Source organism: Enterobacter sp. DN, from assembly GCF_046054285.1.
Classification (GTDB): Bacteria; Pseudomonadota; Gammaproteobacteria; order Enterobacterales; family Enterobacteriaceae; genus Enterobacter; species Enterobacter hormaechei_C.
In genome coordinates, this window is record NZ_JBJJTG010000004.1 from 133,456 (window position 1) to 158,544 (window position 25,089).

Annotated in this window: 22 protein-coding genes and 1 pseudogene; 8 read left to right on the top strand and 15 right to left on the bottom strand. The window is 58.1% G+C overall.

Annotated elements, in window-relative coordinates:
• Positions 1-23 precede the first annotated feature (23 nt).
• Together mgtA and ACJTMZ_RS11515 are read left to right on the top strand one after the other, a co-directional pair.
• On the top strand, positions 24-2,732 hold the full coding sequence (mgtA, locus tag ACJTMZ_RS11510) for a magnesium-translocating P-type ATPase (RefSeq protein ID WP_032655514.1): 2,709 nt from the start codon (positions 24-26) through the stop codon (positions 2,730-2,732).
• A 202-nt stretch (positions 2,733-2,934) separates the two neighbouring features.
• The gene (locus tag ACJTMZ_RS11515; RefSeq protein WP_252010782.1) at positions 2,935-5,319 is read left to right on the top strand and encodes a family 20 glycosylhydrolase; all 2,385 of its coding nucleotides are present in this window, start codon (positions 2,935-2,937) and stop codon (positions 5,317-5,319) included.
• A 100-nt stretch (positions 5,320-5,419) separates the two neighbouring features.
• Here the strand turns inward: ACJTMZ_RS11515 and gbpA are convergent, their stop codons facing one another.
• The 5 genes from gbpA to ACJTMZ_RS11540 form a co-directional block, all read right to left on the bottom strand.
• Positions 5,420-6,868: an N-acetylglucosamine-binding protein GbpA gene (gene gbpA, locus ACJTMZ_RS11520; protein ID WP_047364813.1), complete on the bottom strand. Its 1,449-nt coding sequence runs from the start codon at positions 6,866-6,868 to the stop codon at positions 5,420-5,422.
• 137 nt (positions 6,869-7,005) lie between these two features.
• Positions 7,006-7,392: a 2-iminobutanoate/2-iminopropanoate deaminase gene (gene ridA, locus ACJTMZ_RS11525; RefSeq protein WP_003863373.1), complete on the bottom strand. Its 387-nt coding sequence runs from the start codon at positions 7,390-7,392 to the stop codon at positions 7,006-7,008.
• Between the two features lie 73 nt (positions 7,393-7,465).
• Complete coding sequence (gene pyrI / locus ACJTMZ_RS11530; RefSeq protein ID WP_003863370.1) at positions 7,466-7,927, bottom strand: aspartate carbamoyltransferase regulatory subunit; 462 nt, start codon at positions 7,925-7,927, stop codon at positions 7,466-7,468.
• A 12-nt stretch (positions 7,928-7,939) separates the two neighbouring features.
• Entirely contained in the window at positions 7,940-8,872 is a 933-nt protein-coding gene (gene pyrB, locus ACJTMZ_RS11535; protein ID WP_047364811.1) for an aspartate carbamoyltransferase, read from the bottom strand.
• A gap of 34 nt (positions 8,873-8,906) precedes the next feature.
• On the bottom strand, positions 8,907-9,011 hold the full coding sequence (locus ACJTMZ_RS11540; protein WP_071524139.1) for a pyrBI operon leader peptide: 105 nt from the start codon (positions 9,009-9,011) through the stop codon (positions 8,907-8,909).
• On the opposite strand from ACJTMZ_RS11540, the pseudogene ACJTMZ_RS11545 reads away from it, so the two are divergent.
• A pseudogene (locus tag ACJTMZ_RS11545) lies at positions 8,991-9,108 on the top strand (hypothetical protein). The gene ACJTMZ_RS11540 and the pseudogene ACJTMZ_RS11545 sit on opposite strands and share 21 nt — an antisense overlap.
• Positions 9,109-9,111: 3 nt before the next feature.
• On the opposite strand, the gene ACJTMZ_RS11550 reads toward ACJTMZ_RS11545, so the two are convergent.
• The 5 genes from ACJTMZ_RS11550 to arcA form a co-directional block, all read right to left on the bottom strand.
• On the bottom strand, positions 9,112-9,591 hold the full coding sequence (locus ACJTMZ_RS11550) for an arginine repressor (protein WP_003863366.1): 480 nt from the start codon (positions 9,589-9,591) through the stop codon (positions 9,112-9,114).
• A gap of 80 nt (positions 9,592-9,671) precedes the next feature.
• Entirely contained in the window at positions 9,672-11,075 is a 1,404-nt protein-coding gene (locus tag ACJTMZ_RS11555) for a YfcC family protein (RefSeq protein WP_003863365.1), read from the bottom strand.
• A 46-nt stretch (positions 11,076-11,121) separates the two neighbouring features.
• Positions 11,122-12,126: an ornithine carbamoyltransferase gene (argF, locus tag ACJTMZ_RS11560; RefSeq protein ID WP_003863360.1), complete on the bottom strand. Its 1,005-nt coding sequence runs from the start codon at positions 12,124-12,126 to the stop codon at positions 11,122-11,124.
• Between the two features lie 120 nt (positions 12,127-12,246).
• A complete protein-coding gene (arcC, locus tag ACJTMZ_RS11565) occupies positions 12,247-13,158 on the bottom strand; it encodes a carbamate kinase (RefSeq protein WP_023302988.1) in 912 nt (303 codons plus the stop codon).
• Between the two features lie 10 nt (positions 13,159-13,168).
• Positions 13,169-14,389 (bottom strand): arginine deiminase, encoded by a 1,221-nt coding sequence (gene arcA, locus ACJTMZ_RS11570; protein WP_017383903.1) that lies wholly within the window; start codon positions 14,387-14,389, stop codon positions 13,169-13,171.
• A 675-nt stretch (positions 14,390-15,064) separates the two neighbouring features.
• On the opposite strand from arcA, the gene ACJTMZ_RS11575 reads away from it, so the two are divergent.
• From ACJTMZ_RS11575 to ACJTMZ_RS11595, 5 genes are all read left to right on the top strand, one after another.
• On the top strand, positions 15,065-15,517 hold the full coding sequence (locus ACJTMZ_RS11575; protein ID WP_063405471.1) for a YhcH/YjgK/YiaL family protein: 453 nt from the start codon (positions 15,065-15,067) through the stop codon (positions 15,515-15,517).
• Positions 15,518-15,753: 236 nt separating this feature from the next.
• Complete coding sequence (gene yagE / locus ACJTMZ_RS11580; RefSeq protein WP_023302991.1) at positions 15,754-16,662, top strand: 2-keto-3-deoxygluconate aldolase; 909 nt, start codon at positions 15,754-15,756, stop codon at positions 16,660-16,662.
• Between the two features lie 14 nt (positions 16,663-16,676).
• Positions 16,677-18,644 carry a xylonate dehydratase YagF gene (yagF, locus tag ACJTMZ_RS11585; RefSeq protein ID WP_252010783.1) on the top strand — a complete coding sequence of 656 codons (1,968 nt, stop codon included), beginning with the start codon at positions 16,677-16,679 and terminating at the stop codon, positions 18,642-18,644.
• A gap of 226 nt (positions 18,645-18,870) precedes the next feature.
• Positions 18,871-20,253: an MFS transporter gene (locus ACJTMZ_RS11590; RefSeq protein ID WP_017694629.1), complete on the top strand. Its 1,383-nt coding sequence runs from the start codon at positions 18,871-18,873 to the stop codon at positions 20,251-20,253.
• 11 nt (positions 20,254-20,264) lie between these two features.
• Positions 20,265-21,875, top strand: a complete 1,611-nt coding sequence (locus tag ACJTMZ_RS11595; RefSeq protein WP_126850607.1) for a glycoside hydrolase family 43 protein — start codon at positions 20,265-20,267, stop codon at positions 21,873-21,875.
• Between the two features lie 4 nt (positions 21,876-21,879).
• Here ACJTMZ_RS11595 and xynR read toward each other — a convergent pair whose 3' ends face one another.
• The 5 genes from xynR to argL form a co-directional block, all read right to left on the bottom strand.
• Entirely contained in the window at positions 21,880-22,638 is a 759-nt protein-coding gene (gene xynR, locus ACJTMZ_RS11600) for a DNA-binding transcriptional repressor XynR (RefSeq protein WP_252010784.1), read from the bottom strand.
• 220 nt (positions 22,639-22,858) lie between these two features.
• Positions 22,859-23,293 (bottom strand): DUF3828 domain-containing protein, encoded by a 435-nt coding sequence (locus ACJTMZ_RS11605; protein ID WP_045348359.1) that lies wholly within the window; start codon positions 23,291-23,293, stop codon positions 22,859-22,861.
• Between the two features lies 1 nt (position 23,294).
• Positions 23,295-23,657: a hypothetical protein gene (locus ACJTMZ_RS11610; RefSeq protein WP_017383896.1), complete on the bottom strand. Its 363-nt coding sequence runs from the start codon at positions 23,655-23,657 to the stop codon at positions 23,295-23,297.
• A gap of 277 nt (positions 23,658-23,934) precedes the next feature.
• The gene (gene argF / locus ACJTMZ_RS11615) at positions 23,935-24,939 is read right to left on the bottom strand and encodes an ornithine carbamoyltransferase (RefSeq protein WP_048247893.1); all 1,005 of its coding nucleotides are present in this window, start codon (positions 24,937-24,939) and stop codon (positions 23,935-23,937) included.
• Positions 24,909-25,004 carry a putative translational regulatory protein ArgL gene (gene argL / locus ACJTMZ_RS11620; RefSeq protein WP_213014347.1) on the bottom strand — a complete coding sequence of 32 codons (96 nt, stop codon included), beginning with the start codon at positions 25,002-25,004 and terminating at the stop codon, positions 24,909-24,911. Before argL ends, argF (ACJTMZ_RS11615) begins: the two co-directional genes overlap by 31 nt.
• Between the last annotated feature and the right edge of the window lie 85 nt (positions 25,005-25,089).

Sequence of the window (25,089 nt, forward strand, 5' to 3'; positions counted from 1 at the left end):
TTTGCGGATGCGGGGGAATGACTATGCTGAAGAATATCACCCGGCAGCTGCAAGCGCTGCTGAGCCGTCACCTGCCACATCGCCTGATTGCGCGCGATCCGCTGCCAAATGCCAACACCATGGCGGGAGCGGCAATCCCCGCTTCCCTGACCGAGCGCTGCCTGAACGTGGCGGCGATGGATGAAAACGAAGTCTGGCGCGCCTTTGGCGGCCACCCGGAAGGGCTGAACGCGCAAGAAGTGTCAAAAATCCGCGCGGAACATGGCGATAACCAGATCCCGGCGCAGAAACCCTCTCCCTGGTGGGTCCACCTGTGGCTCTGCTACCGCAATCCGTTCAACCTGCTGCTGACGGTGCTCGGGATTATCTCTTACGCCACTGAAGATCTGTTTGCCGCAGGCGTGATTGCCCTGATGGTGGGGATCTCCACGCTGCTGAACTTTATTCAGGAAGCGCGCTCCACCAAAGCGGCGGACGCCCTGAAAGCGATGGTCAGCAACACCGCCACCGTGTCGCGCGTGATTAACGACCTCGGCGAAAACGCCTGGATTGAGCTTCCCATTGACCAGCTGGTGCCGGGCGATCTGGTGAAGCTGGCGGCGGGGGACATGATCCCGGCGGATTTACGCGTCATCCAGGCGCGGGATCTGTTCGTCGCGCAGGCGTCACTCACCGGTGAGTCCCTGCCCGTAGAGAAGGTAGCGCGGACCCGCGATCCGCAGCAGATGAACCCGCTGGAGTGCGACACCCTGTGCTTTATGGGCACCACGGTGGTTAGCGGCACCGCGCAGGCGATTGTCACCGCCACCGGCGGCAATACCTGGTTTGGACAGCTTGCCGGACGCGTCAGCGAGCAGGAGAGCGAGCCGAATGCATTCCAGAAAGGCATTGGCCGCGTCAGCATGCTGCTGATCCGCTTTATGATGGTCATGACGCCGATTGTCCTGCTGATCAACGGCTACACCAAAGGCGACTGGTGGGAAGCGGCGCTGTTCGCGCTCTCCGTGGCCGTTGGCTTAACGCCGGAAATGCTGCCGATGATTGTCACGTCCACGCTGGCGCGCGGGGCGGTCAAACTCTCTAAACAAAAGGTGATCGTTAAACACCTCGACGCCATCCAGAACTTTGGCGCGATGGACATCCTTTGCACCGATAAAACCGGCACCCTGACGCAGGACAAAATCGTGCTGGAGAACCACACCGACATCGCCGGAAAAACCAGCGAGCGCGTGCTCCACAGCGCCTGGCTGAACAGCCACTATCAGACCGGGCTGAAAAACCTGCTCGACGTGGCGGTGCTGGAAGGGGTGGACGAGGAGTCTGCCCGCACGCTCTCCGGTCGCTGGCAGAAGGTGGACGAAATCCCGTTCGACTTCGAGCGCCGCCGCATGTCGGTGGTGGTCAGCGAGCAGGCGGACGTACATCAGCTGATCTGCAAAGGGGCGTTGCAGGAGATCCTGAATGTTTCCACGCAGGTGCGCCATAACGGCGAGATCGTGCCGCTGGATGAGACCATGCTGCGCCGCATCAAACGCGTCACCGATAACCTGAACCGTCAGGGGCTGCGCGTGGTGGCAGTAGCCAGCAAGTTCCTGCCTGCGCGGGAAGGTGACTACCAGCGTATCGATGAATCCGATTTGATCCTCGAAGGTTACATCGCATTCCTCGATCCGCCGAAAGAGACCACCGCGCCGGCGCTAAAAGCGCTGAAAGCGAGCGGTATCACCGTCAAAATCCTCACCGGCGACAGCGAGCTGGTGGCGGCCAAAGTGTGCCACGAAGTCGGCCTGGACGCGGGCGACGTCGTCGTGGGGAGCGACATTGAGCACCTGTCCGACGATGAGCTGGCCGAGCTTGCCCAACGCACCACGCTGTTTGCCCGCCTGACGCCGATGCATAAAGAGCGCATCGTCACTCTGCTGCGTCGCGAAGGGCACGTAGTGGGCTTTATGGGCGACGGCATCAACGATGCGCCAGCCCTGCGTGCGGCGGATATCGGTATCTCCGTGGACGGCGCGGTGGATATTGCCCGCGAAGCGGCGGATATCATTCTGCTGGAAAAGAGCCTGATGGTGCTGGAAGAGGGCGTCATCGAAGGGCGTCGCACCTTCGCCAATATGCTCAAATACATCAAAATGACCGCCAGCTCCAACTTCGGCAACGTCTTCAGCGTGCTGGTGGCGAGCGCGTTTCTGCCGTTCCTGCCGATGCTGCCGCTGCATCTGCTGATCCAGAACCTGATGTACGATGTCTCTCAGGTGGCGATCCCGTTTGATAACGTGGACGACGAGCAGATCCAGAAGCCGCAGCGCTGGAACCCCGCCGATCTGGGGCGCTTTATGCTGTTCTTTGGGCCGATCAGCTCTATCTTCGACATTCTGACCTTCTGCCTGATGTGGTTTGTGTTCCATGCGAATACGCCAGAACACCAGACGCTGTTCCAGTCCGGCTGGTTCGTGGTGGGACTGCTGTCTCAGACGCTGATTGTGCACATGATCCGCACCCGTCGTATTCCGTTCATCCAGAGCCGTGCCGCGTGGCCGCTGATTGTGATGACGGGCATTGTGATGGCGCTCGGGATCGCGCTGCCGTTCTCGCCGCTGGCAAGCTACCTGCAACTTCAGGCGCTGCCGCTGAGCTACTTCCCGTGGCTGGTGGCGATCCTCGCGGGCTACATGGTGCTGACGCAGATGGTGAAAGGGTTCTATAGTCGTCGGTATGGGTGGCAGTAAATTATGTTTGCCGGGTGGCGGCTTCGCCTTACCCGGCCTACTCCCGAAACGTAGGCCCGGTAAGCGCAGCGCCACCGGGCAATAGCTTTCCTCCCAAATTCAACAACCTGTGATCTCCGTCGGCGCATTCGCTTGACGACAATTTGAGCGCATGTTAACAGAATGTTTTGCCTGTATTTGGCCCGTCAGATAAGGAACATTCATGTTACGGTACAGCCTCTTAACCGCCGGGCTCATGCTCGGCGCCTCCGCCTTTGCCGCCCCGGCAGGTGACCTTCCCTTAATGCCCTGGCCTGCGAAGGTTGAACGCCCGACCACTCAGGGCGCGCTGGTGCTTAACAATCAACTCTCTGTGAGCGTCAGCGGCGACGATCTGGGGGATGCGGTCAACCGCCTGCGCCAGCGCATTGCGCTGCAAACCGGCTGGACGCTACAGCCGCAGGCCGAAAAACCTGACAAGCCGACCATCCGCATCGCCATCGCCAAAAAGGTGAAGCCGCAGCCGCTGCCGGACAGCGATGAGAGCTATAAACTCACGGTGGACGCCAACGGCGTAAATATCTCTGCCAACACCCGCTTTGGCGCGCTGCGCGCCATGGAAACCTTGCTTCAGCTGATGCAGAACGGCGCCGAAAACACCTCGATCCCGTGGGTGACCATTGAAGATTCGCCGCGCTTCCCGTGGCGCGGGCTGCTGCTCGATTCGGCGCGCCACTTCCTCCCGATTCCGGATATTAAACGCCAGATCGACGGCATGGCCGCGGCAAAGCTCAACGTCCTGCACTGGCATTTGACGGACGATCAGGGCTGGCGCTTTACCTCGAAACGTTATCCAAAATTAACCCAGCTTGCCAGCGATGGGCTGTTCTACACCCCGGAGCAGATGCGCGAGATTGTGCGTTACGCTGCCGAGCGCGGCATACGCGTGGTGCCGGAAATTGATATGCCGGGCCACGCCTCGGCGATTGCCGTCGCCTACCCGGAGCTGATGAGCGCGCCGGGGCCTTACGCCATGGAGCGCCACTGGGGCGTGCTGAAGCCGGTGCTGGATCCAACCAAAGAGGCAACTTATACCTTTGCCGACGCGATGGTCAGCGAACTGGCGGCGATCTTCCCGGATCCGTATCTGCATATTGGCGGCGATGAGGTTGACGATAGCCAGTGGAAAGCGAACGCTGCGATCCAGACGTTTATGCGCGACAACAAACTGGCGGACAGCCACGCGTTGCAGGCGTATTTCAACCGCAAGCTGGAGACGATCCTTGAGAAGCACCACCGGCAGATGGTTGGCTGGGATGAGATCTACCATCCCGATCTGCCGAAAAGCATTCTGATCCAGTCCTGGCAGGGACAGGACGCGCTGGGGCAGGTGGCGCAGAACGGCTATAAGGGCATTCTCTCAACCGGTTTCTACCTCGATCAGCCGCAATCCACCGCCTACCACTACCGCAATGAAATTGTGCCGCAGGGGCTGAACGGCGTGGATGTGATAGCGGACACCGACAGCGTCCAGAGCTGGGCTTTCTCCATGCCGCGTCTGAAAGGCAAGCCGGTGGAAGGCAGCTTTACGCTGGTGAAAGGCGATGCCGGGTGGCGTGGATTTATTGATTTTGCCGGAAAATCGCGTCGGGCGGTGGATAACATTCAGTGGCGGGACGACAACCAGGTAACGTTTACCGTTGATACCTGGATGGGTGAAACGCGTCCGGTCGTTTCTGTTGAGAACGATAAGCTCAGCGGCTATTTCCTGGTGGGTAACGCCCGCTACCCGATCGACGGCACGCGTCTGGACGCGGTGCCAAAAGGCATACCGCCGGTGGTGCCGGACCCGGCGAACGAGGCTAATCTGCTCGGCGGTGAAGCCGCGCTGTGGGCGGAAAACGTGGTCGCGCCGGTGCTGGATATCCGTCTGTGGCCGCGCGCCTTTGCGGTGGCGGAGCGGCTATGGTCGGCAAAGGACGTCAACGACATCGACAACATGTATACCCGGCTCCAGGCGATGGACAGTTGGTCCACGGTGTCGGCTGGACTACAGCAGCATACCCAGCAGCAGGTGCAGTTCACGCGCCTCGCCAACAATGCGGATACCCTTCCGCTGCAAATTCTCGCCCAGGCGCTTGAACCGGCGCAGTATTACACCCGCCAGCATCTTAAGTTCCAGGCCGGAAACTATCATCAGTTTGAGCCGCTCAACCGGCTCGCTGACGCGCTAAACGCGGAAAGTGCGACCGTGCGTCAGATGAATAAATGGGCGGACCGACTGGTGAGCGACGCGGAAGACACGGAAAGCGCCGACGCGCTGCGCCACGTCTTTAACCGCTGGCAGAACAACACCAGCGATGCGCTGGCCTTGAGTGAAAACAGCTATCAGCTGAAGGCCATTAAGCCGGTGATCCAGGAGGTGGACAAGCTTTCGTCGATTGGCCTGAGGCTGACGGATCTGGTGGCGCGCCAGGGCACGCTGGACGACAACGAGATCGCGTCGATCCAGAGCGAACTGGATAATGCGGCGAAGATCCAGGACGAGGTGGTGATTGCGGCGGTTTACCCGCTGGAAACGCTGCTTAGGGCGACGCGGAATCAGTAACAAATATCCCCTCACCCCAACCCCTCTCCCCATAGGGGCGAGGGGCTCGATCGGTTCCCTCTCCCTGTGGGAGAGGGTTAGGGTGAGGGAATCAGACCACTCAGTTCTTCAGCACCCACGCCTCTCTCCAGTGCGCGCCCACGCCTGGCTCAAACTGGTTTGCGGTTGGGCTGTACTGCACGCAGTAGCCGCTATACGGGAACGGTTTACACTCGTAGGTCTTACCGTTTTTAGGCTGTAACACCACGGTGCCCGGTTTGTAGGAGGCAATGCTGTCCGGGAAGATAAAGTCATGCGGGCCGCTGCTGTCCGCCGCGTCGCTTTCCAGCATCAGGTTTAGCACGTCCTGCGCGAACAGGGTGCCGTCTTTGTTGGTGGCGTAGTATTTCAGCATATGGTGGCCCGCCGTGACGTCAGTCAGTGTCATGGTCACGTTTTGATTGACGTTATTCATATCCTGCTTCAGGTAACCTTTTTCGGCACCGTGGTGGTTCATCACGTGCGCTTCAAAATTAACGTCACCCTGCGTGTTTACATGGAAGGTCACAATCACATTGCCATGTTCGATTTTGCTGTATTGCAGATCGGAAACGGCGATGGTCTCGCTCACCTGCGCCTTTTGCTCTTCATAAGAGATGGCAACGGATCTCAGCGTGCTGCCATCTTTCACGAATACGCTGTTGGCGCCGTGAATCGGGCTGATTTCACCGGCTTCATCTTTCACACCGACGCGGACATCGCTATGAGTGGTGTTGATCTTCTGCGCCAGATCGTAGGACCACTGGTTAGCGTCGCCTTGTTCTGAAGAGCCGATGGTCATTTCAGTACGCAGGGCGGCAACTTCCCCGTTGGCGTCGAAGAAGCGTGCAATCACTTTATCGCCCACGTTCAGGTTATTCCCGGCAATCTGTCCGCTCAGGGTTTTACTCCACTGGGATATTACCGCTGGGGTATCGTCCGGCGTGACGTTGCCGCCGTTACCGAAATCAACGTCAATGGCCTGATAGAAACTGTTTGTGGTATCCGCAATTTCCCACACGCCATAAATAACCTGGTAGCCCGTACGTTCCGGGACATTACAGGTCATGGATTTTGTCATGGACGGTGCCTGACCATTCCCGTTAATAGTACAGAACGGCGTTAATTCGAACTGGTCACGGGTCAGCGGTTTATTGGGGTCCCAGTTTTGTTTGGTAATGTAATAACGCCAGTTGGTGGTTTTATGCGGCGCGGTATGGTGCCAGACAAATTCATGCGGGCCTGCCGTCATGGGGCTTTTAGTCCAGGCGTTCAGGCTCTGCTTATCAAGCTGGGAGTAGCTGGCAATACCGGCGCTGGCAAGCTGGCCGTCAGGCGGCATTGCGCCCGTCGGGAAGCCGGAGGTCTTTTCTACGCTCTGCGGTTCATATTGTACAGAGCCACAGTCAATATTCTGGCCGAGCTTACACATATAAGCGCGGCTGGCGGGGGATTCTATATATCCGTGTGCAAGTGCGGAAGACGCAACAGCTAATGTGGCAACGGCCAGCGCGATCTTAGAGAGTTTCATTCTTCATCCATTAATTAGAATATAACAAGGCAGCGTCAGTCTATTAATGGAGTGGGGGATGCGTCATTGCCTGGAGAGAGTAAAAATGGTCGCAATAAAAAAGGCAGCCTGAGCTGCCTTCTCTTTATTGAAATAAATTAGCGACGTACGGCAATCGCTTCAATTTCAATTTTTACGTCTTTTGGCAGACGCGCCACTTCCACACAGGAGCGCGCCGGGAAGGTGGCGTTGTGTTCGGTGAAGAACGCTTCATAAGTGGCGTTGACGGTGGCGAAATCGTTCAGATCTTTCACGAACACGGTGGTTTTGACGATATCGCCCACTTTCAGGCCGGCAGATTCGACGATCGCCTGCACGTTTTCCAGCGACTGACGCGCCTGCGCCGCTACGTCGGCTGGCACTTCACCGGTTTTTGGGTTCACTGGGATCTGACCAGAAGTGATGATCATGCTGCCCAGATCAACGCCCTGAACGTATGGGCCGATAGCCGCTGGTGCATTTTCCGTCGCGAGTACTTTGCTCATTTTTTCTCCAGAATTACAGCGTTAAGAATGTTCCCGGCCATTATAACAGCCGGGATTTCATTACCAACCTCAATTAGTTGGCCAGCACCACATAATGAGAAAACTCTTTTTCACAGTATTTGCATTTGAGTGCAATGTCATTGGCGCGTTTTTTCACTGCGAAACTGGAGGAAACCGGCTCAGCATGACTGATGCAGTTGCTGTTCGGGCAGACCAGCACGCTTTCGATGCGATCCGGCAGGCTTGGGCGGGATTTGCCCACCACGTCGTAATCGTCGATGCGGTTAACCGTGGCGTCCGGCGCGTACAGAGACAGCTGGTTGACCTGCTCGTCGGTCAGGAAGGTATTCTCGATTTTGATCAGGTCTTTACGGCCCATTTCGCCCGACGGCAGGTTCAGGCCGATGGTGATGCGCTGGTCGGTTTCAGTCAGTTTGAACAGCGTCAGCAGCTTAAAGCCCACCTGCGCAGGGATGTGGTCAATCACGGTGCCACGCTTGATGGCTTCAACCTGGAGTTTGTTATCGTGTGTCATGGTCGTCTCCCCTTACAGAGCTAATTCGCGATTCAGAACCAGTGCCAGTAACGCCTGGCGGGCGAAGATGCCGTTTCCGGCCTGCTGGAAGTACCAGGCGTGCGGCGTTTTATCCACGTCTGTGGTGATCTCATCGATGCGCGGCAGCGGGTGCAGCACCTTCATGTTGTCGCGCGCGCCCTCGAGGTCGCTGGCGCGCAGGACGAACTGCGCCTTCACGTTGGCGTACTCGGATGGGTCAAGACGCTCTTTCTGCACGCGGGTCATGTAGAGAATATCCACGTTGTCCATCACTTCTTCTATGCTGGCGTGCAGGCTCCACGCGATGCCTTTTTCGTCCAGCATATCGAGAATGTACTGCGGCATCGCCAGCGCGTCCGGCGCGATGAAGAAGAAGCGGTTGCCGTTAAATTTCGCCAGCGCCTGGGTCAGGGAATGGACGGTGCGGCCATATTTCAGGTCGCCGACCATGGCGATGTTCAGGTTCTCAAGCGTGCCCTGCGTCTCCTGAATGGTGAACAGATCCAGCAGGGTCTGCGTCGGGTGCTGGTTGGCACCGTCACCGGCGTTCAGCACCGGAATACCGCCGGAAAACTCGGTCGCCAGACGCGCCGCGCCCTCCTGCGGGTGGCGCATCACAATCGCGTCCACGTAGGTGCTGATGACTGAAATGGTATCCGCCAGGGTCTCGCCTTTTTTGCCCAGCGACGTGTTGCTGCTGTCCGAGAAGCCCACCACGCTCGCCCCGAGGCGGTGCATGGAGGTTTCAAAGGAGAGGCGGGTGCGGGTGGAGGCTTCGAAGAAGCAGCTCGCAATCACCTTGTGCTTCAGCAGCTCCGGTTGCGGATTGGCCTTCAGTTTTGCCGCGGTTTCCAGAACCAGTTCCAGCTCTTCGCGGCTGAGGTCGTTTATGGAAATGATGTGTTTTTGATAAAGCGGATTCATGTTTATCTCCTGACGCCGGGCAAAAAAAAGCCCCTCAAATGAGGGGCTCTGGGAATAGGTTTAGCAACGGGAAGAAAAACGGCAGGCCAGCGTCTGATTTCAGACGCGGTAAGACGATATGTCGTACACGCTTGACCATGCTTCCTCCCGGCAAATTGTCGGGCATTATACGCAGCTCGCTTTTGGGATCAAGCGATTTAATGCACGCTTTACTCAATGCAAACGGTTCTTTATGAATATTAATGCGTTCTGAGTAAATAATTAATTTGCTTATGCACCAGCGCGGTGCGCTTCACCACGCGGGGGGCGACCCAGACGATACTGCTTCCGGCCACCACGCCTAAAATTTCCGGTAACTGGTGATAATCCAGAATACGCGCCACCGCGCGGCCATATCCGGCGACGGTATGGATAAGGATAAATTCGCTGTTGTGCTCCACGCTCACCACCATTTCAGAGACGGTACGCGCCGCGTCGGGGGCCGGGCGCAGCTGGGGATTCAGCGAATAAATCTTTAGCCCTTTGGCATTGCGAATTTTTATGACACCGAGCAACTTGAGCAGACGTGAAACGGTGGACTGGCTGATGGTCTCAAAACCCCGCTCCTGTAAGTCGCGGCGGATCTCCTCCTGGGAGAGATAGCTCTTTTCCGCGATCAGACGCTGGCAGACCGTTAGCTGTAGTTGCTCTTTGGGAGAGTACTCTTCGTAATCCATCATAGTTCCCATATCAGTTCCCGAAATAACCGGTGGCACCGCACCGATCCGTAGGCCGGATAAGCGCAGCGCCATCCGGCAAATTACAACAGGGCGCCCAGGCTTAACGCCACCATAATCACCACCGTTAAAATCCCCAGCAGCGGCGCGACCCATTTCAGATAGCGCACGTAGGGCACGCGGGCGATAGCCAGCCCGCCCATCACGACGGCAGAGGTGGGAGTGATCAGGTTAACGATGCCGGACGCCGACTGGTAAGCCGTAACCACCAGGTCGCGGTTGACGTTAGCGAAATCGGCAAGGGGCGCCATGATCGGCATCGTCAGAACGGCCAGGCCGGACGAAGAAGGCACAAGAAACGACAGCACCACTTCCAGCCAGTACATCACGTTGATGAACGCCACCGTCGACAATCCGGTGACCATTCCCTCGGCGCTGTGCAAAATGGTGTGGGTAATCATGCCCTTATCCATGATCACTACGATACCGCGCGCGATGCCGATAATCAGCGCGACGCCCAGCAAATCTCGCGCGCCGTTGATAAAGGTTGAGGTCAGCTCCTCTTCGCTCATGCGGGCGATCAGCCCGACGATAATCGCGCTGGCGAGGAACACCGCCGAGATCTCCGCCATCCACCAGCCCAGCACCGCCACGCCGTAGATCATCACCGCGAAGGCGAGGGCGAAGATCACCAGGATGAGTTTGCGCACCGGGGTAAACTCCAGCGACTGCTCGCCCTTGTTGCCGAGGAAGTGGGCGCGGTTCTCTTCCTGCTTATCCGCCACGATCGACAGCGACGGATCCTTGCGCACCTTGCGGGCATAGCGCATTACCCACGCCACGCAGATGATCCAGCCGATCACCAGCAGCGCGATGCGCAACATGATGCCGTTGGTGAAGGGGATCCCGGCGGCGTTGGCGGCGATCACCGTGGCGAACGGGTTGATGGTGGAGCCGAGGGTGCCGATCCCCGCGCCGAGCAGCACGGTGGACGCAGCAACCACCGGATCGAACCGCGCCGCCAGCATCACCGGCACCAGTAAGGTATAGAAGGGCAGCGACTCTTCTGCCATGCCGTAAATCGTGCCGCCTGCGGCAAACAGCGCCATCAGGATCGGGATCATCCACTCTTCGCGTCCGCGCAGCCGGGTGGTGACGCGCTCGATCCCGGCGTCTATCGCCCCGGTTTTAGTGACGATCCCGAGGAATCCCCCGATGATCAGAATAAACAGCGCCACGTCGATGGCCCCGGCCTGGCCGGACTCCGGATCGTACAGCCCGGCAATCGGCGCCATCAGCACCGAAACCAGCCCCTGCGGGTGCGCTGCCACGTGCGCGTAGGTGCCAGCAACCGGCACTTCTTTACCGAGCGCCTCGTTCATTGCCATATGGTACTGCCCGGCCGGAACAATCCACGTCAGCACGGCAACCACGGCAATCAGAAAAAAGAGAATGGTGTAAGCGGAGGGAAACTTGAACTTGCCCATGATGTTCTCCTGAACCCGGCGCACCCCGCGGCGCGCCGGGCGGTGATTAGTCGCCGAGTGTCGCCACCATGACCGCTTTAATGGTGTGCATGCGGTTCTCTGCTTCGTCGAAGACGATGGAGTTCGGTGATTCGAAGACCTCTTCCGTCACTTCCAGCCCCTTCAGGCCGTACGCCATTTCGATTTCGCGGCCCACTTTGGTGTGCTCGTTGTGGAACGCCGGCAGGCAGTGCATGAACTTGACGTTCGGGTTACCGGTGGCCTTCATCACGTCCGCGTTAATCTGATATGGCTTCATCAGGCTGACGCGCTCGGCCCAGGCCTCCTTCGGCTCACCCATGGAAACCCACACGTCGGTGTAGAGGAAATCGGTGCCCTGCACGCCTTCCTCCACGTCGTCGGTGAGGGTGATGCGCGCGCCGGTCTCTTTGGCGATGGCGCGGCACTGCTCAACCAGGCCCGCCTCCGGCCAGAAGGATTTCGGTGCAACCAGGCGGATATCCATCCCCATTTTGGCCGCGCCGACCATTAGCGAATTACCCATGTTGTTCCGCGCATCGCCCAGGTAAGCAAAGCTCAGCTCCGGCAGGGTTTTGCCCGGAGAGTGCTCCAGCATGGTCATCAGGTCGGCGAGAATTTGGGTGGGGTGGAACTCGTCGGTCAGGCCGTTCCACACCGGCACGCCCGCGTACTCGCCCAGCTCTTCAACGATGGCCTGGCCGTAGCCGCGATACTCGATGCCGTCATACATGCGGCCCAGCACGCGCGCGGTGTCCTTCATCGACTCTTTGTGGCCAATCTGCGAACCGCTTGGGCCGAGGTAGGTGACCTGCGCGCCCTGGTCGAACGCACCCACTTCGAAGGCGCAGCGGGTGCGGGTGGAGGTTTTTTCAAAGATCAGGGCGATGTTTTTCCCGACCAGGGTTTGTTTTTCGCGTCCGGCTTTTTTGGCGGCCTTCAGCTCGATGGCGAGATCGATCAGGTACTGGATCTCCGCCGGGGTGTAGTCCAGCAGTTTCAGGAAGTTGCGGTTTTTCAGGTTAATGGTCATGGGGAAATCCTTTTTAAAATTTGTGCTGTCTGATGCCCTCACCCCGGCCCTCTCCCGCAGGGAGAGGGGGCGTGCATTCCCTCTCCCTTTGGGAGAGGGTTAGGGTGAGGGGAAAACGACTCAGTTACGAATCAATGTGCCTTTCTCGCCCGCCAGGATCTCCGCGCCGTCGGCCAGCGCGCCGATCCCGGCAATGCCGTTGCAGGCCTCAACAAACTCGCGGCAGGCGGCCACTTTCGGCCCCATCGATCCGGAGTCGAACTGCATGCCTCTGAGCAGCTCCGGCGTCACCTGCGCCAGCGGACGTTGGGTTGGCTTGCCCCAGTCGAGGTACACCGCGTCGGCATCGGTGAGGATCAGCAGGGCATCGGCCTCGATCTGGCGCGCCAGCAGGGCGGCGGAGAGGTCTTTGTCGATCACCGCCTCGATCCCGCGATAGCCGTTGGCGTTTTCCACTACCGGCACGCCACCGCCGCCGTTGCAGATCACCAGGTGGTCGCGCTGAATCAGCGCCGTGATGGCGTCGCTCTCGACGATGCGCTTCGGCTGCGGCGACGGCACCACGCGGCGGAAGTAGCTGCCGTCGGCCTTAAACACCCAGCCTTTTTCCGCGGCCAGCGCTTTAGCCTGGGCTTCGCTGTAGACCGGGCCGATGTACTTGGTCGGGTTGCTGAACGCCGGGTCGGCGGCGTCCACTTCCACCTGCGTGAGCAGGACGCTGACCTCGCGCTGGGGCAGATTGTTTTTCAGCGCCTGCTGGAGCATGTAGCCGATCATTCCCTGGCTTTCGGCGCCAAGAACGTCCAGCGGGTAGGGAGTGACTTTGTCGTAGGCGCTGTTTTGCAGCGCCAGCAGTCCGACCTGCGGGCCGTTGCCGTGCACCAGCACCACGCGCCACTGTTCCGTTAAGCCGGCGATGGTGCGGGCGGCCTGCTCAATGTTCTGGCGCTGGATGTCCGCTTCAAGCGGCTCGCCGCGCTTGAGCAGCGCGTTGCCGCCAAGGGCCACAACCAGAGTGGGTTTTCGTTCCATGATGGCTCCTTTAAATTCCGTCGCGTTCCAGTGGGCAGCTCATGCAGCGCGCGCCGCCGCGACCGCGTCCCAGCTCGTCGCCCGGGATCGGCAGCACGGTGATGCCCGCTTTGTCGTACTTCTCGTTGGTCCAGACGTTGCGCTCGTAGCCGATCACCACGCCCGGGCGGAGGGTCAGGACGTTGTTAGCGTCGTTCCACTGCTCGCGTTCGGCTTCAAAGGCGTCGCCGCCGGTGGTGATCAGGCGGACGTGGTTAATGCCGAGGGCTTTCTCGATGGCGTGCAGCAGGTCGGTTTCCTGGGTGCGCAGCAGGCCGCCGCGTCCGTCCGGGGTGAGCGTCCAGCACTGGGCGTCCTTGCGCACCACTTCCGGGTAAACGGAGAAGGTGTCCACGTCGATGTGGGTCATCACGGTGTCGAGGTGCATGCAGGAGCGGTGTTTCGGCAGCTCAACGGCAATCACGCGCTCGGCCTGGCGATGTTTAAACAGGCTGTTGGCGAGGAACTCCACGCCCTGCGGCGTCGTGCGCTCGGACATGCCGATCAGTACCGCCCCGCGACCAATCACTAATACGTCGCCGCCTTCTAATGTGGCGTGGTCGTAATTAATATTCTCGTCGCCGAAATACTTAATAAACTCGCCGTCGGCAAATGCGGGGTGCCAGCGATATATTGCCCGCAGGTTATTGGTTTCACGCTGGCGGGCGGGTTTCGCCATCGGATTAATGGAGACGCCGTTATATATCCAGCAGGAGGTATCGCGGGTAAATAAGTGGTTAGGCAGCGGCTTCATAATAAAATCATTCGCCGTGTGGGTATCGACCACCATATTTTTAATGGCCGCCGGAATTTCACCGTAGGTTAATCCGCCGCTTAATCTGCGCGCCAGTTCGCGGTGCGGCATATCCGCCAGCCAGCCGCGCACGTCGGCGGCAAAGGTTGGTCCCAGGCGATAGTCGGAGATTTGTGTTTCAAGAAGCCAGGCTTTTGCTTCAGCAATATCAAGAGTTTGCGTAAGAAGGTCGGTCAACAGCAGGACTTCCACACCCTGCTCGCGCAGCGTGTTTGCGAAGATGTCATGCTCTTCACCCGCCCGTTCAACCGAGAGCACGTCATCAAATAGCAGCTCCTGACAGTTTGAGGGGGTTAACCGTTTCAGACTTAAATTAGGACGGTGCAGCATAACGCTACGCAATTGACCAATTTCAGAACCGACGTAATGCTTTTCCATAATTATTCCTTTAACTTTTTTTCAGAATAAAAAGGGCATGCGCCATGTGATGTGTTTAATTTCATGGCGGCTAAGCTCAATTGATTTCGTGATTTATAGTAGGCGCTTAAATAATGGTTATTGTGACATTGCTCACGCGAAAACCGATATTGAGCAGTTTATTTTCAATTGCATGATTCGTATCAGATAATGATTAATTTCATATTATTAAGGGATGAATAGCTAAGCAGGAACGGGTGGCAATATTTGAAGTTGTTATTATTTTGTAGAATCACACGCTTTGAAATATTTAGTTATATTGTTGATTTTAATGGATAAAATGTTGTCACGGGAATAGCTATGCAATAATGACAGTTAACTATTTTTCACTTAAGAGAAATCAATAAATAATTATGGATTTTTAAAGGAAATAACCAAAGTGATAAAGTGTGATACACCAACAGGTTTTGTGAGTTATGTTTTAAATTCAGTGAGTTAGATCCTATGTGCAAAGTGCATGAAATGAGGTTATGCATAACCACTGCATAAATGCCTGTGTGCAATTAACAGTGGATTAACACATTTCCCGATAAACATGCGCTGACGCAAATCTTGTCAAAAAAGGGCTGGTATGGAAGAGGCAATTCTCGTATAAAACATAAAAATGAAACAATGTTTTAATCTGAGGGTTGTATCATGATTATTGGCAATATTCATCATCTCCAGGCCTGGTTGCCAGAAGAGCTGCGCCAGGCCATTGAGCACGTTAAGGCCCACGTCACCGACGCAACGCCGACCGGTAAGCACGACATCAACGGCAACAGCCTGTTTTATCTGGTTTCGGAGGACATGACCCAGCCGTTTGCCGAGCGTCGCGCTGAATACCATGCACGCTATCTGGATATTCAGATTGTGCTAAAAGGTCAGGAAGGGATGACCTTCAGTACCCTGCCGCACGGTACGCCGGATACCGACTGGCTGGCGGACAAAGACATCGCGTTCCTGCCGGAAGGCGAGCAGGAGAAAACCGTGGTGCTGAGCGAAGGGGATTTTGTGGTGTTCTGGCCGGGCGAAGTGCATAAGCCGCTGTGCGCGGCGGGAGCGCCGGCGCAGGTGCGTAAGGTTGTGGTGAAGATGCTGGTAGAGTAACCCCTCACCCCGGCCCTCTCCCAAGGGGAGAGGGTGTAAAAGTTCCCTCTCCCCTTGGGAGAGGGTTAGGGTGAGGGCACCAGACCGCACCCACGCATAATGTGATCCAGCTTAAACTTCCCGCACTCCCTCCTCATCTCCCATTTACCTGCGCTTTTTCTGCGTCATAGTATGATCGTTAAATTAATGAACGCTGTTCTATAATGTAGAACAAAATGATTCAGCAAGGAGATCTCATGCCGCAGTCCGCGTTGTTCACGGGTATCATTCCCCCTGTCTCCACCATTTTTACCGCCGATGGCCAGCTCGATAAACCGGGTACCGCCGCGCTGATCGACGATCTGATTGCTGCGGGCGTCGACGGCCTGTTCTTCCTGGGCAGCGGCGGCGAGTTCTCCCAGCTCAGCGCCGAAGAGCGTAAAACCATTGCCCGGTTTGCGATCGATCATGTCGATCGTCGCGTGCCGGTTCTGATCGGCACCGGCGGCACCAACGCCCGGGAAACCATTGAGCTGAGCCAGCACGCGCAGCAGGCGGGCGCGGACGGCATCGTGGTGATCAACCCTTACTACTGGAAAGTGTCGGAAGCGAACCTGATCCGCTATTTCGAGCAGGTGGCCGACAGCGTCACGCTGCCGGTGATGCTCTATAACTTCCCGGCGCTGACCGGGCAGGATCTGACCCCGGCACTGGTGAAAACCCTCGCCGACTCGCGCAGTAACATCGTCGGCATTAAAGACACCATCGACTCCGTCGCTCACCTGCGCAGCATGATCCACACCGTTAAAGGCGCCCATCCTCATTTCACGGTGCTGTGCGGCTACGACGATCATCTGTTTAATACCCTGCTGCTAGGCGGCGACGGGGCGATCTCGGCCAGCGGCAACTTTGCCCCACAGGTGTCGGTAAATCTTCTGAAAGCCTGGCGGGATAACGACGTGGCGAAAGCGGCTGAGTATCATCAGACCCTGCTGCAAATCCCGCAGATGTATCAGCTGGATACGCCGTTTGTGAACGTCATTAAAGAGGCGATCGTGCTCTGCGGCCGCCCGATTTCTACGCACGTCCTGCCGCCAGCCTCGCCGCTGGACGAGCCGCGCAAGGCGCAGCTGAAAACCCTGTTACAACAGCTCAAACTCTGCTGAGCCGGACGATAACGATGACCATTGAGAAAATTTTCACCCCACAGGACGATGCGTTTTATGCGGTGATCACCCACGCGGCGGGGCCGCAGGGCACGCTGCCGCTGACACCGCAGATGCTGATGGAATCCCCCAGCGGCAACCTGTTCGGTATGACGCAGAACGCCGGGATGGGCTGGGATGCCAACAAGCTCACCGGCAAAGAGGTGCTGATCATCGGCACCCAGGGCGGCATCCGCGCCGGAGACGGACGCCCGGTCGCGCTGGGCTACCACACCGGGCACTGGGAGATCGGCATGCAGATGCAGGCGGCGGCGAAGGAGATCACCCGCAACGGCGGGATCCCGTTCGCCGCCTTCGTCAGCGATCCGTGCGACGGTCGCTCGCAGGGCACGCACGGCATGTTCGACTCCCTGCCGTACCGCAACGACGCGGCGATCGTGTTTCGCCGCCTGATCCGCTCCCTGCCGACGCGCCGGGCGGTGATCGGCGTGGCAACCTGCGATAAAGGGCTGCCCGCCACCATGATTGCGCTGGCTTCCATGCACGATCTGCCGACCATTCTGGTGCCGGGCGGGGCGACGCTGCCGCCCACCGTGGGGGAAGATGCGGGCAAAGTGCAGACCATCGGCGCGCGCTTCGCCAACCATGAGCTCTCCTTGCAGGAGGCCGCCGAGCTGGGCTGTCGCGCCTGCGCGTCGCCGGGCGGCGGGTGTCAGTTCCTCGGTACGGCGGGCACCTCGCAGGTAGTGGCGGAGGCGCTGGGTCTGGCGCTGCCGCACTCTGCACTGGCGCCGTCCGGGCAGGCGGTGTGGCTGGAGATCGCCCGCCAGTCGGCACGCGCGGTCAGTGAACTGGATAACCGTGGCATCACCACGCGCGATATCCTCACCGACAAAGCCATCGAAAACGCGATGGTGATCCACGCGGCGTTCGGCGGCTCCACTAATTTACTGCTGCACATTCCAGCCATCGCCCACGCGGCGGGCTGCACGATCCCGGACGTTGAACACTGGACGCGCGTCAACCGCAGGGTGCCTCGCCTGGTAAGCGTGCTGCCCAACGGCCCGGACTATCACCCGACCGTGCGCGCCTTCCTCGCGGGCGGCGTGCCGGAGGTGATGCTCCACCTGCGCGATCTCGGCCTGTTGCATCTGGACGCCATGACCGTCACTGGCCAGACAGTGGGCGAGAACCTCGACTGGTGGCAGAGCTCGGAGCGCCGTAAGCGCTTCCGCCAGTGCCTGCGCGAGCAGGACGGCGTGGAGCCGGATGACGTGATCCTGCCGCCGGAGAAGGCAAAAGCGAAAGGGCTGACCTCGACGGTCTGCTTCCCGACGGGCAACATCGCGCCGGAAGGATCGGTGATCAAGGCCACGGCGATCGACCCGTCGGTGGTGGATGACGATGGCGTTTACCGCCACACTGGCCGGGTACGGGTGTTTGTCTCGGAAGCGCAGGCCATCAAGGCCATAAAGCGGGAAGAGATTGCGCAGGGCGATATCATGGTGGTGATCGGCGGCGGGCCGTCCGGCACCGGTATGGAAGAGACCTACCAGCTTACCTCCGCGCTGAAGCATATCTCGTGGGGCAAGACGGTGTCGTTAATCACCGATGCGCGCTTCTCGGGCGTGTCGACGGGGGCCTGCTTCGGCCACGTATCGCCGGAGGCGCTGGCGGGAGGGCCGATTGGTAAGCTGCGCGATAACGACATCATTGAGATTGCCGTGGACCGCCTGACTCTGACCGGTAGCGTGAACTTCATCGGTACCGCGGACAACCCGCTGACGCCGGAAGAGGGGGCGCGCGAGCTGGCGCGGCGGCAGACGCACCCGGACCTGCACGCTCACGACTTTTTGCCGGACGATACCCGGCTGTGGGCGGCATTACAGTCCGTGAGCGGCGGCACCTGGAAAGGCTGTATTTATGACACCGATAAAATCATTGAGGTAATTAACGCCGGTAAAAAAGCACTCGGCATTTAATTATTTTCTGAGAGAAAGTCGTCTGCGGAAAATATTCCGCGGGCGGTTTTTTCTTGTCTTTAATTTTATAATTTAAACAATGACTTATGATATATCGTTGGCGTCACAAAAGCGAAATAACGTAATTCAGAAATAAGATATGACCATTGCTGGTTAATTGAGCATCTCATTACACTCCATTAACACGATGTTGTAATTCAGCACACTACATAAGGGTGTAATTCTGATGACGCAATTAACCATGAAAGACAAAATTGGCTACGGGCTGGGTGATACCGCCTGCGGCTTCGTCTGGCAGGCCACGATGTTCCTGCTGGCCTATTTCTACACCGACGTGTTCGGTCTCTCCGCGGGCATAATGGGGACGCTGTTTTTAGTTTCCCGCGTGCTCGACGCCGTGACCGATCCGCTGATGGGGCTGCTGGTAGACCGCACCCGCACCCGCTACGGCCAGTTCCGCCCGTTCCTGCTGTGGGGCGCCATCCCGTTTGGCATCGTCTGCATGCTGACCTTCTACACGCCGGACTTCTCCGCGCAGGGCAAAATCATCTACGCCTGCGTGACCTACATTCTGCTGACTCTGGTCTACACCTTCGTTAACGTCCCGTACTGTGCCATGCCGGGGGTGATCACCGCCGACCCGAAAGAGCGTCATGCCCTTCAGTCCTGGCGTTTCTTCCTCGCCGCCGCTGGGTCGCTCGCCATCAGCGGCATCGCGCTGCCGCTGGTCAGCATCATCGGCAAAGGGAACGAGCAGGTGGGCTATTTCGGCGCCATGTGCGTGCTGGGTCTGAGCGGCGTGGTCCTGCTTTATGTCTGCTTCTTCACCACCAAAGAGCGCTACACCTTTGAAGTGCAGCCTGGCTCGTCGGTGGCGAAAGATCTTAAGCTGCTGCTGGGCAACGGCCAGTGGCGGATCATGTGCGCCTTCAAGATGATGGCGACCTGCTCCAACGTGGTGCGCGGCGGGGCGACGCTCTACTTCGTGAAATACGTGATGGATCACCCGGAGATGGCGACCCAGTTTTTACTCTACGGCAGCCTCGCCACCATGTTCGGCTCGCTCTGCTCGTCTCGTCTGCTGGGCCGCTTCGACCGCGTCACCGCCTTTAAGTGGATCATCGTCGCTTACTCTCTGATTAGCCTGCTGATCTTCTTCACGCCGGCGGAGCATATTGCCCTGATTTTCGCCCTCAACATCCTGTTCCTGTTCGTCTTTAACACCACCACGCCGCTACAGTGGCTGATGGCCTCTGACGTGGTGGATTACGAAGAAAGCCGCAGCGGGCGACGCCTGGACGGGCTGGTGTTCTCCACCTACCTGTTCAGCCTGAAGATTGGCCTGGCAATTGGCGGGGCAGTAGTGGGCTGGATCCTGGCGTACGTGAACTACTCCGCCAGCAGCAGCGTGCAGCCGGTCGAGGTGCTGACCACCATCAAAATTCTGTTCTGCGTGGTGCCCGTGGTGCTCTATGCGGGCATGTTCATCATGCTGTCGTTTTATAAGCTCACCGACGCCCGCGTGGAGGCCATCAGCCAGCAGCTGATCAAGCACCGCGCGGCGCAGGGCGAGGCCATTCCCGACGCCGCGACAGCCGCATCCCATTAACCGGAGGCAATATGGAAATCACTAACCCAATCCTGACCGGCTTCAACCCGGACCCGTCCCTGTGCCGCCAGGGTGAGGACTACTACATCGCCACCTCGACCTTCGAGTGGTTCCCGGGCGTGCGCATCTATCACTCCCGCGACCTGAAAAACTGGACGCTGGTCAGCACGCCGCTGGACCGCGTGTCGATGCTGGATATGAAGGGCAACCCGGACTCCGGCGGTATCTGGGCGCCGTGCCTGAGCTACGCCGACGGCAAATTCTGGCTGCTCTATACCGACGTGAAGATTGTCGATTCGCCGTGGAAAAATGGCCGCAACTTCCTCGTCACCGCGCCGTCCATCGAAGGGCCATGGAGCGAGCCGATCCCGATGGGCAACGGCGGGTTCGATCCGTCCCTGTTCCACGACGACGATGGCCGCAAATACTACCTCTACCGCCCGTGGGGGCCGCGCCATCACAGCAACCCGCACAACACCATCGTGATGCAGGAGTTTGACCCGCAGACCGGCACCCTCTCGCCGGAGCGCAAAACGCTGTTTACCGGCACGCCGCTCTGCTACACCGAAGGGGCGCATCTTTATCGCCACGCGGGATGGTACTACCTGATGGTTGCCGAAGGCGGCACCAGCTACGAGCACGCCGTCGTGGTGCTGCGTGCAAAAACCATCGACGGGCCGTACGAGCTTCACCCGGATGTGACGATGATGACCAGCTGGCACCTGCCGGAGAACCCGCTGCAAAAGAGCGGCCACGGCTCGCTGCTGCAAACCCACACCGGGGAGTGGTATATGGCCTACCTTACCAGCCGCCCGCTGCGCCTGCCCGGCGTGCCGCTGCTGGCCTCAGGCGGACGCGGTTACTGTCCGCTGGGGCGCGAGACCGGCATCGCCCGCATTGAATGGCGCGATGGCTGGCCGTACGTGGAGGGCGGTAAGCACGCGCAGCTGACCGTGAAAGGCCCGCAGGTGGCGGAGCAGCCCGCCGCCGTGCAGGGTAGCTGGCGGGATGATTTCGACGGCAGCACGCTTGACCCTGAATTGCAGACTCTGCGCATTCCGTTCGACGACACCCTCGGCTCGCTCACCGCGCGCCCCGGCTATTTACGGTTATACGGCAACGACTCGCTCAACTCGACCTTTACCCAGTCGACCGTGGCGCGCCGCTGGCAGCACTTCACCTTCCGGGCCGAGACGCGGATGCAGTTCTCGCCGGTGCACTTCCAGCAGAGCGCGGGGCTGACCTGCTACTACAACAGCAAAAACTGGAGCTACTGCTTTGTGGACTACGAGGAGGGGCAGGGCAGAACGATTAAGGTGATCCAGCTTGACCACAACGTGCCGTCATGGCCGCTGCACGAGCAGCCGATTCCGGTGCCGGAACAGGCTGAGAGCGTCTGGCTCCGGGTGGATGTGGATAGGCTGGTCTACCGCTACAGCTACTCGTTCGACGGCGAGACGTGGCATGCCGTGCCGGTGACGTATGAGGCGTGGAAGCTGTCGGATGACTATATCGGCGGGCGCGGCTTCTTCACCGGCGCGTTTGTGGGTCTGCACTGCGAGGACATCAGCGGCGACGGCTGCCACGCTGACTTCGACTACTTCACCTACGAGCCGGTCTGACGGCTCAGGCCGGGTAGCCCAGCGCGCGTGAGAGCTGGAGCCCGGCCTGCTGAAGCTGCTCGCGGAAATCAGCCAGCTCTGCGTCGTCCACGCGGGAGGTCAGCGTCGACAGGCTCAGGGCGGCGATGACGCGGGACTCGTGGTCCCACACCGGCACCGCCACGCAGCGCACGCCCTGCTCGTTCTCTTCGCTATCCAGGGCATAGCCCTTCTCGCGGGTCTGCGCCAGGGCACTCATTAGTGCTTCACGAGAGGCGAGGGTGGAAGGCGTAAAGGTAGTGTACTGATAGCCCTCCAGCAGGGCGTTCAGCTCGGGCTCGCCCAGCCAGGCAATCAACACCTTGCCGATGGCGGTGGCGTGAACCGGCAGGCGGCGGCCGATGCGCGAATAGGCGATGGCGGCCAGCTTGCCTTCAATCTTCTCGATATAGACCCCTTCACGCCCGTCCAGTATCCCCAGATGGGTCGTCTGCCCGGTCCGCTGGGACAGCTCCGTCAGCCAGCCTTTCGCCTTCTGCCGAATATCCATCGAGCCCACGACAAAATGCCCGCGCTCGACCAGCTTCATGCCGAGGCGATACTTACCGTTCTCCGGGTTCTGATCGATATAGCCGTGAAGCTGGAGGGTTTTCAGCAGCGAGTGGAGGGTACTCTTGCTCAGCCCCATCAGTTTGCTGATGTCGGTGATCTTAAGCTCGGTGGCCTGCTCGTTGAACAGGTCGAGGATCTGCAACGCACGTTCAACAGACTGAATAATCGGCATAATGCTGGTATGTCCACGCTGGAATTAAGGCGAAAACGTACCTTTTTCGGGGTGAAAAATCAATTGAGTCGAGCGGGTTGTGGGAGAAAGGGCATCAGCCGCATCGTCGCCTGATTTGCCCGGCGGCGCTGCGCTTGCACGGGCCTACGGGTTTTGTAGGCCGGGTAAGCGCAGCGCCACCCGGCAACAAAGGCGGCTCCATTATTGTTAGCGGGGGGCATCAATTATTATCCCGAGCGGCGACAGACTGAATTTTCCAGATCCCATCTTCTTTAACCATGCAATCAATGACTGTGTGCTGGGTCTTTTTGCCAAACGTGATATTCACGTTTACACAGACCGGGTCTGAATCATACGAATCAATAGCCACATTCTCAGCCCAGTCCTCGCCGATATATTGCGATTTCATAAAAAAATCAGCCTCGTAAAATTCAGCGTCGGCATAACGGGGATCGTCTGCATGACGTAATTTTTTTATGGTGCTGGCCGTAACGAACTTATCGATTTCATTTCCCTGTTGGATGGGATAACGATCGTTGTTCACTTGTTTAATGTACCAGCGATTGAATTCAAGAGCGCGCTGCATCGGCATCTGAAAATCTTCGGCCCCCAATGCTGCTGTGCTGAATAACACAATTAAGATGAGCTTATTCATATTAATAATGCCTGTATAAGGTTATTGCTGGCTGAAGTTGGCGATAGGTTGGCCCCGGGTACAGTGTTCTCTGTTTAAAATCTGAATACCAGGTTCCAGCGCCATCGTAAATACAGACATGCCCGTACTGATTCGGGCCGGGCAAGGCATCAATCACCGCGATATCCCCCTCTATGGGAGTGCCATAGACTTTTGAGAATCCTGCTTTTTCAAGAGAACGCCAGAAATCCTTAGCGTTTGCCCCTTCGATTTTAAGCCCTCCGGCTCGAATGGCGGCGGCGATTGCTCGAGCGCAATAGTGTCCAGTATGGGTTAGTGCGTGGCTACGGGCGTATGACACAGCTTCATGTTTATTCCATGACATAAAAAATCCTTATTAATGAAATGCAGCAATAAGGAAATATTACGCCGATAATATACGGTGTTTTGTAATTGATAATGACCTGATATTAACCATTATCTACTCAGTAAATAATGGTTAATAAAAACATAAATACCTATTATCGTTAATGCGTATCTGAGAAAGCGTCAGTAAAATGAATTTTTCTGCCTGACGATAACGCTGTTGTCGTTTTTAGGTTTTTCTCCCTCTCCCTGTGGGAGAGGGCCGGGGTGAGGGCACCAGCGCTCAGAGGACCCAATCACTCCCCAAGCGTCGCCACCATCACCGCCTTAATCGTATGCATCCGATTTTCCGCCTGGTCGAACACGATGCTCGCCGGCGACTCAAACACCTCGTCCGTCACTTCCATCCCGCCGTGCAGATCGAACTCTTTCGCCATCTGCTTGCCGAGCGTGGTCTGGTCGTCATGGAACGCCGGCAGACAGTGCAGGAACTTCACGTTCGGGTTGCCGGTCAGCGCCATCATCTGCGCGTTCACCTGATACCCGCGCAGCAGCGCAATCCGCTCCGCCCACTTCTCTTTGGCTTCGCCCATCGACACCCACACGTCGGTATAGATAAAGTCCGCGCCCTTGACGCCCGCCGCCACGTCTTCCGTCAGGGTGATTTTCCCGCCGTGCTTTTCCGCCAGCGCGCTGCACTCTGCCACCAGGCTCTCTTCCGGCCAACAGGCCTTCGGGGCCACCAGGCGTAGATCCAGCCCGGTCAGCGCCGCCGCTTCCAGCATCGAGTTGCCCATGTTGTTGCGCGCGTCGCCCGCGTAGACCAGCGTCATCTCGTTAAACGCCTTGCCCGGCAGGTGCTCCTGCATGGTCAGCAGATCCGCCAGCAGCTGCGTGGGGTGGAACTCGTTGGTCAGCCCATTCCACACCGGCACGCCCGCGTACTGCGCCAGCGTCTCGACCACTTCCTGGCCGTGGCCGCGATACTGAATGCCGTCGTACATCCGCCCGAGCACCCGTGCGGTATCCTTAATTGACTCTTTATGCCCAATCTGGCTGCCGCTCGGCCCTAAATAGGTAACGCGCGCGCCCTGGTCAAATGCGGCAACTTCGAAAGAGCAACGTGTACGGGTCGAGTCTTTTTCGAAGATGAGCGCGATGTTTTTGCCAGTAAGCTTATGTACTTCCTTGCCATTTTTTTTATCGGCTTTGAGCTGTGCGGCAAGGGTCAGCAGAGAAGTGAACTGTGCAGGGGTAAAGTCGAGCAATTTCAGAAAGTGTTTCTTGTACAGATCAGACATTTTATCCTCACATGGCGAACGCCACTTATTGAATTAAAATTCACTTTATATGTGTAATTATTCATTTGCAACCCCGTTTCACAAATCTTTCCAACAAAGGTGGAGGCAAACCCGTCCGTGTGTGAAAATAGAAGTATCTGCCGCACTTTA

Coding starts and splice junctions, on each gene's coding strand:
- mgtA (WP_032655514.1), top strand. CDS start 24: ATGCTGAAGAATATCACCCGGCAGCTGCAAGCGCTGCTGAGCCGTCAC.
- ACJTMZ_RS11515 (WP_252010782.1), top strand. CDS start 2,935: ATGTTACGGTACAGCCTCTTAACCGCCGGGCTCATGCTCGGCGCCTCC.
- gbpA (WP_047364813.1), bottom strand. CDS start 6,868: ATGAAACTCTCTAAGATCGCGCTGGCCGTTGCCACATTAGCTGTTGCG.
- ridA (WP_003863373.1), bottom strand. CDS start 7,392: ATGAGCAAAGTACTCGCGACGGAAAATGCACCAGCGGCTATCGGCCCA.
- pyrI (WP_003863370.1), bottom strand. CDS start 7,927: ATGACACACGATAACAAACTCCAGGTTGAAGCCATCAAGCGTGGCACC.
- pyrB (WP_047364811.1), bottom strand. CDS start 8,872: ATGAATCCGCTTTATCAAAAACACATCATTTCCATAAACGACCTCAGC.
- ACJTMZ_RS11540 (WP_071524139.1), bottom strand. CDS start 9,011: ATGGTCAAGCGTGTACGACATATCGTCTTACCGCGTCTGAAATCAGAC.
- ACJTMZ_RS11550 (WP_003863366.1), bottom strand. CDS start 9,591: ATGATGGATTACGAAGAGTACTCTCCCAAAGAGCAACTACAGCTAACG.
- ACJTMZ_RS11555 (WP_003863365.1), bottom strand. CDS start 11,075: ATGGGCAAGTTCAAGTTTCCCTCCGCTTACACCATTCTCTTTTTTCTG.
- argF (WP_003863360.1), bottom strand. CDS start 12,126: ATGACCATTAACCTGAAAAACCGCAACTTCCTGAAACTGCTGGACTAC.
- arcC (WP_023302988.1), bottom strand. CDS start 13,158: ATGGAACGAAAACCCACTCTGGTTGTGGCCCTTGGCGGCAACGCGCTG.
- arcA (WP_017383903.1), bottom strand. CDS start 14,389: ATGGAAAAGCATTACGTCGGTTCTGAAATTGGTCAATTGCGTAGCGTT.
- ACJTMZ_RS11575 (WP_063405471.1), top strand. CDS start 15,065: ATGATTATTGGCAATATTCATCATCTCCAGGCCTGGTTGCCAGAAGAG.
- yagE (WP_023302991.1), top strand. CDS start 15,754: ATGCCGCAGTCCGCGTTGTTCACGGGTATCATTCCCCCTGTCTCCACC.
- yagF (WP_252010783.1), top strand. CDS start 16,677: ATGACCATTGAGAAAATTTTCACCCCACAGGACGATGCGTTTTATGCG.
- ACJTMZ_RS11590 (WP_017694629.1), top strand. CDS start 18,871: ATGACGCAATTAACCATGAAAGACAAAATTGGCTACGGGCTGGGTGAT.
- ACJTMZ_RS11595 (WP_126850607.1), top strand. CDS start 20,265: ATGGAAATCACTAACCCAATCCTGACCGGCTTCAACCCGGACCCGTCC.
- xynR (WP_252010784.1), bottom strand. CDS start 22,638: ATGCCGATTATTCAGTCTGTTGAACGTGCGTTGCAGATCCTCGACCTG.
- ACJTMZ_RS11605 (WP_045348359.1), bottom strand. CDS start 23,293: ATGAATAAGCTCATCTTAATTGTGTTATTCAGCACAGCAGCATTGGGG.
- ACJTMZ_RS11610 (WP_017383896.1), bottom strand. CDS start 23,657: ATGTCATGGAATAAACATGAAGCTGTGTCATACGCCCGTAGCCACGCA.
- argF (WP_048247893.1), bottom strand. CDS start 24,939: ATGTCTGATCTGTACAAGAAACACTTTCTGAAATTGCTCGACTTTACC.
- argL (WP_213014347.1), bottom strand. CDS start 25,004: ATGAATAATTACACATATAAAGTGAATTTTAATTCAATAAGTGGCGTT.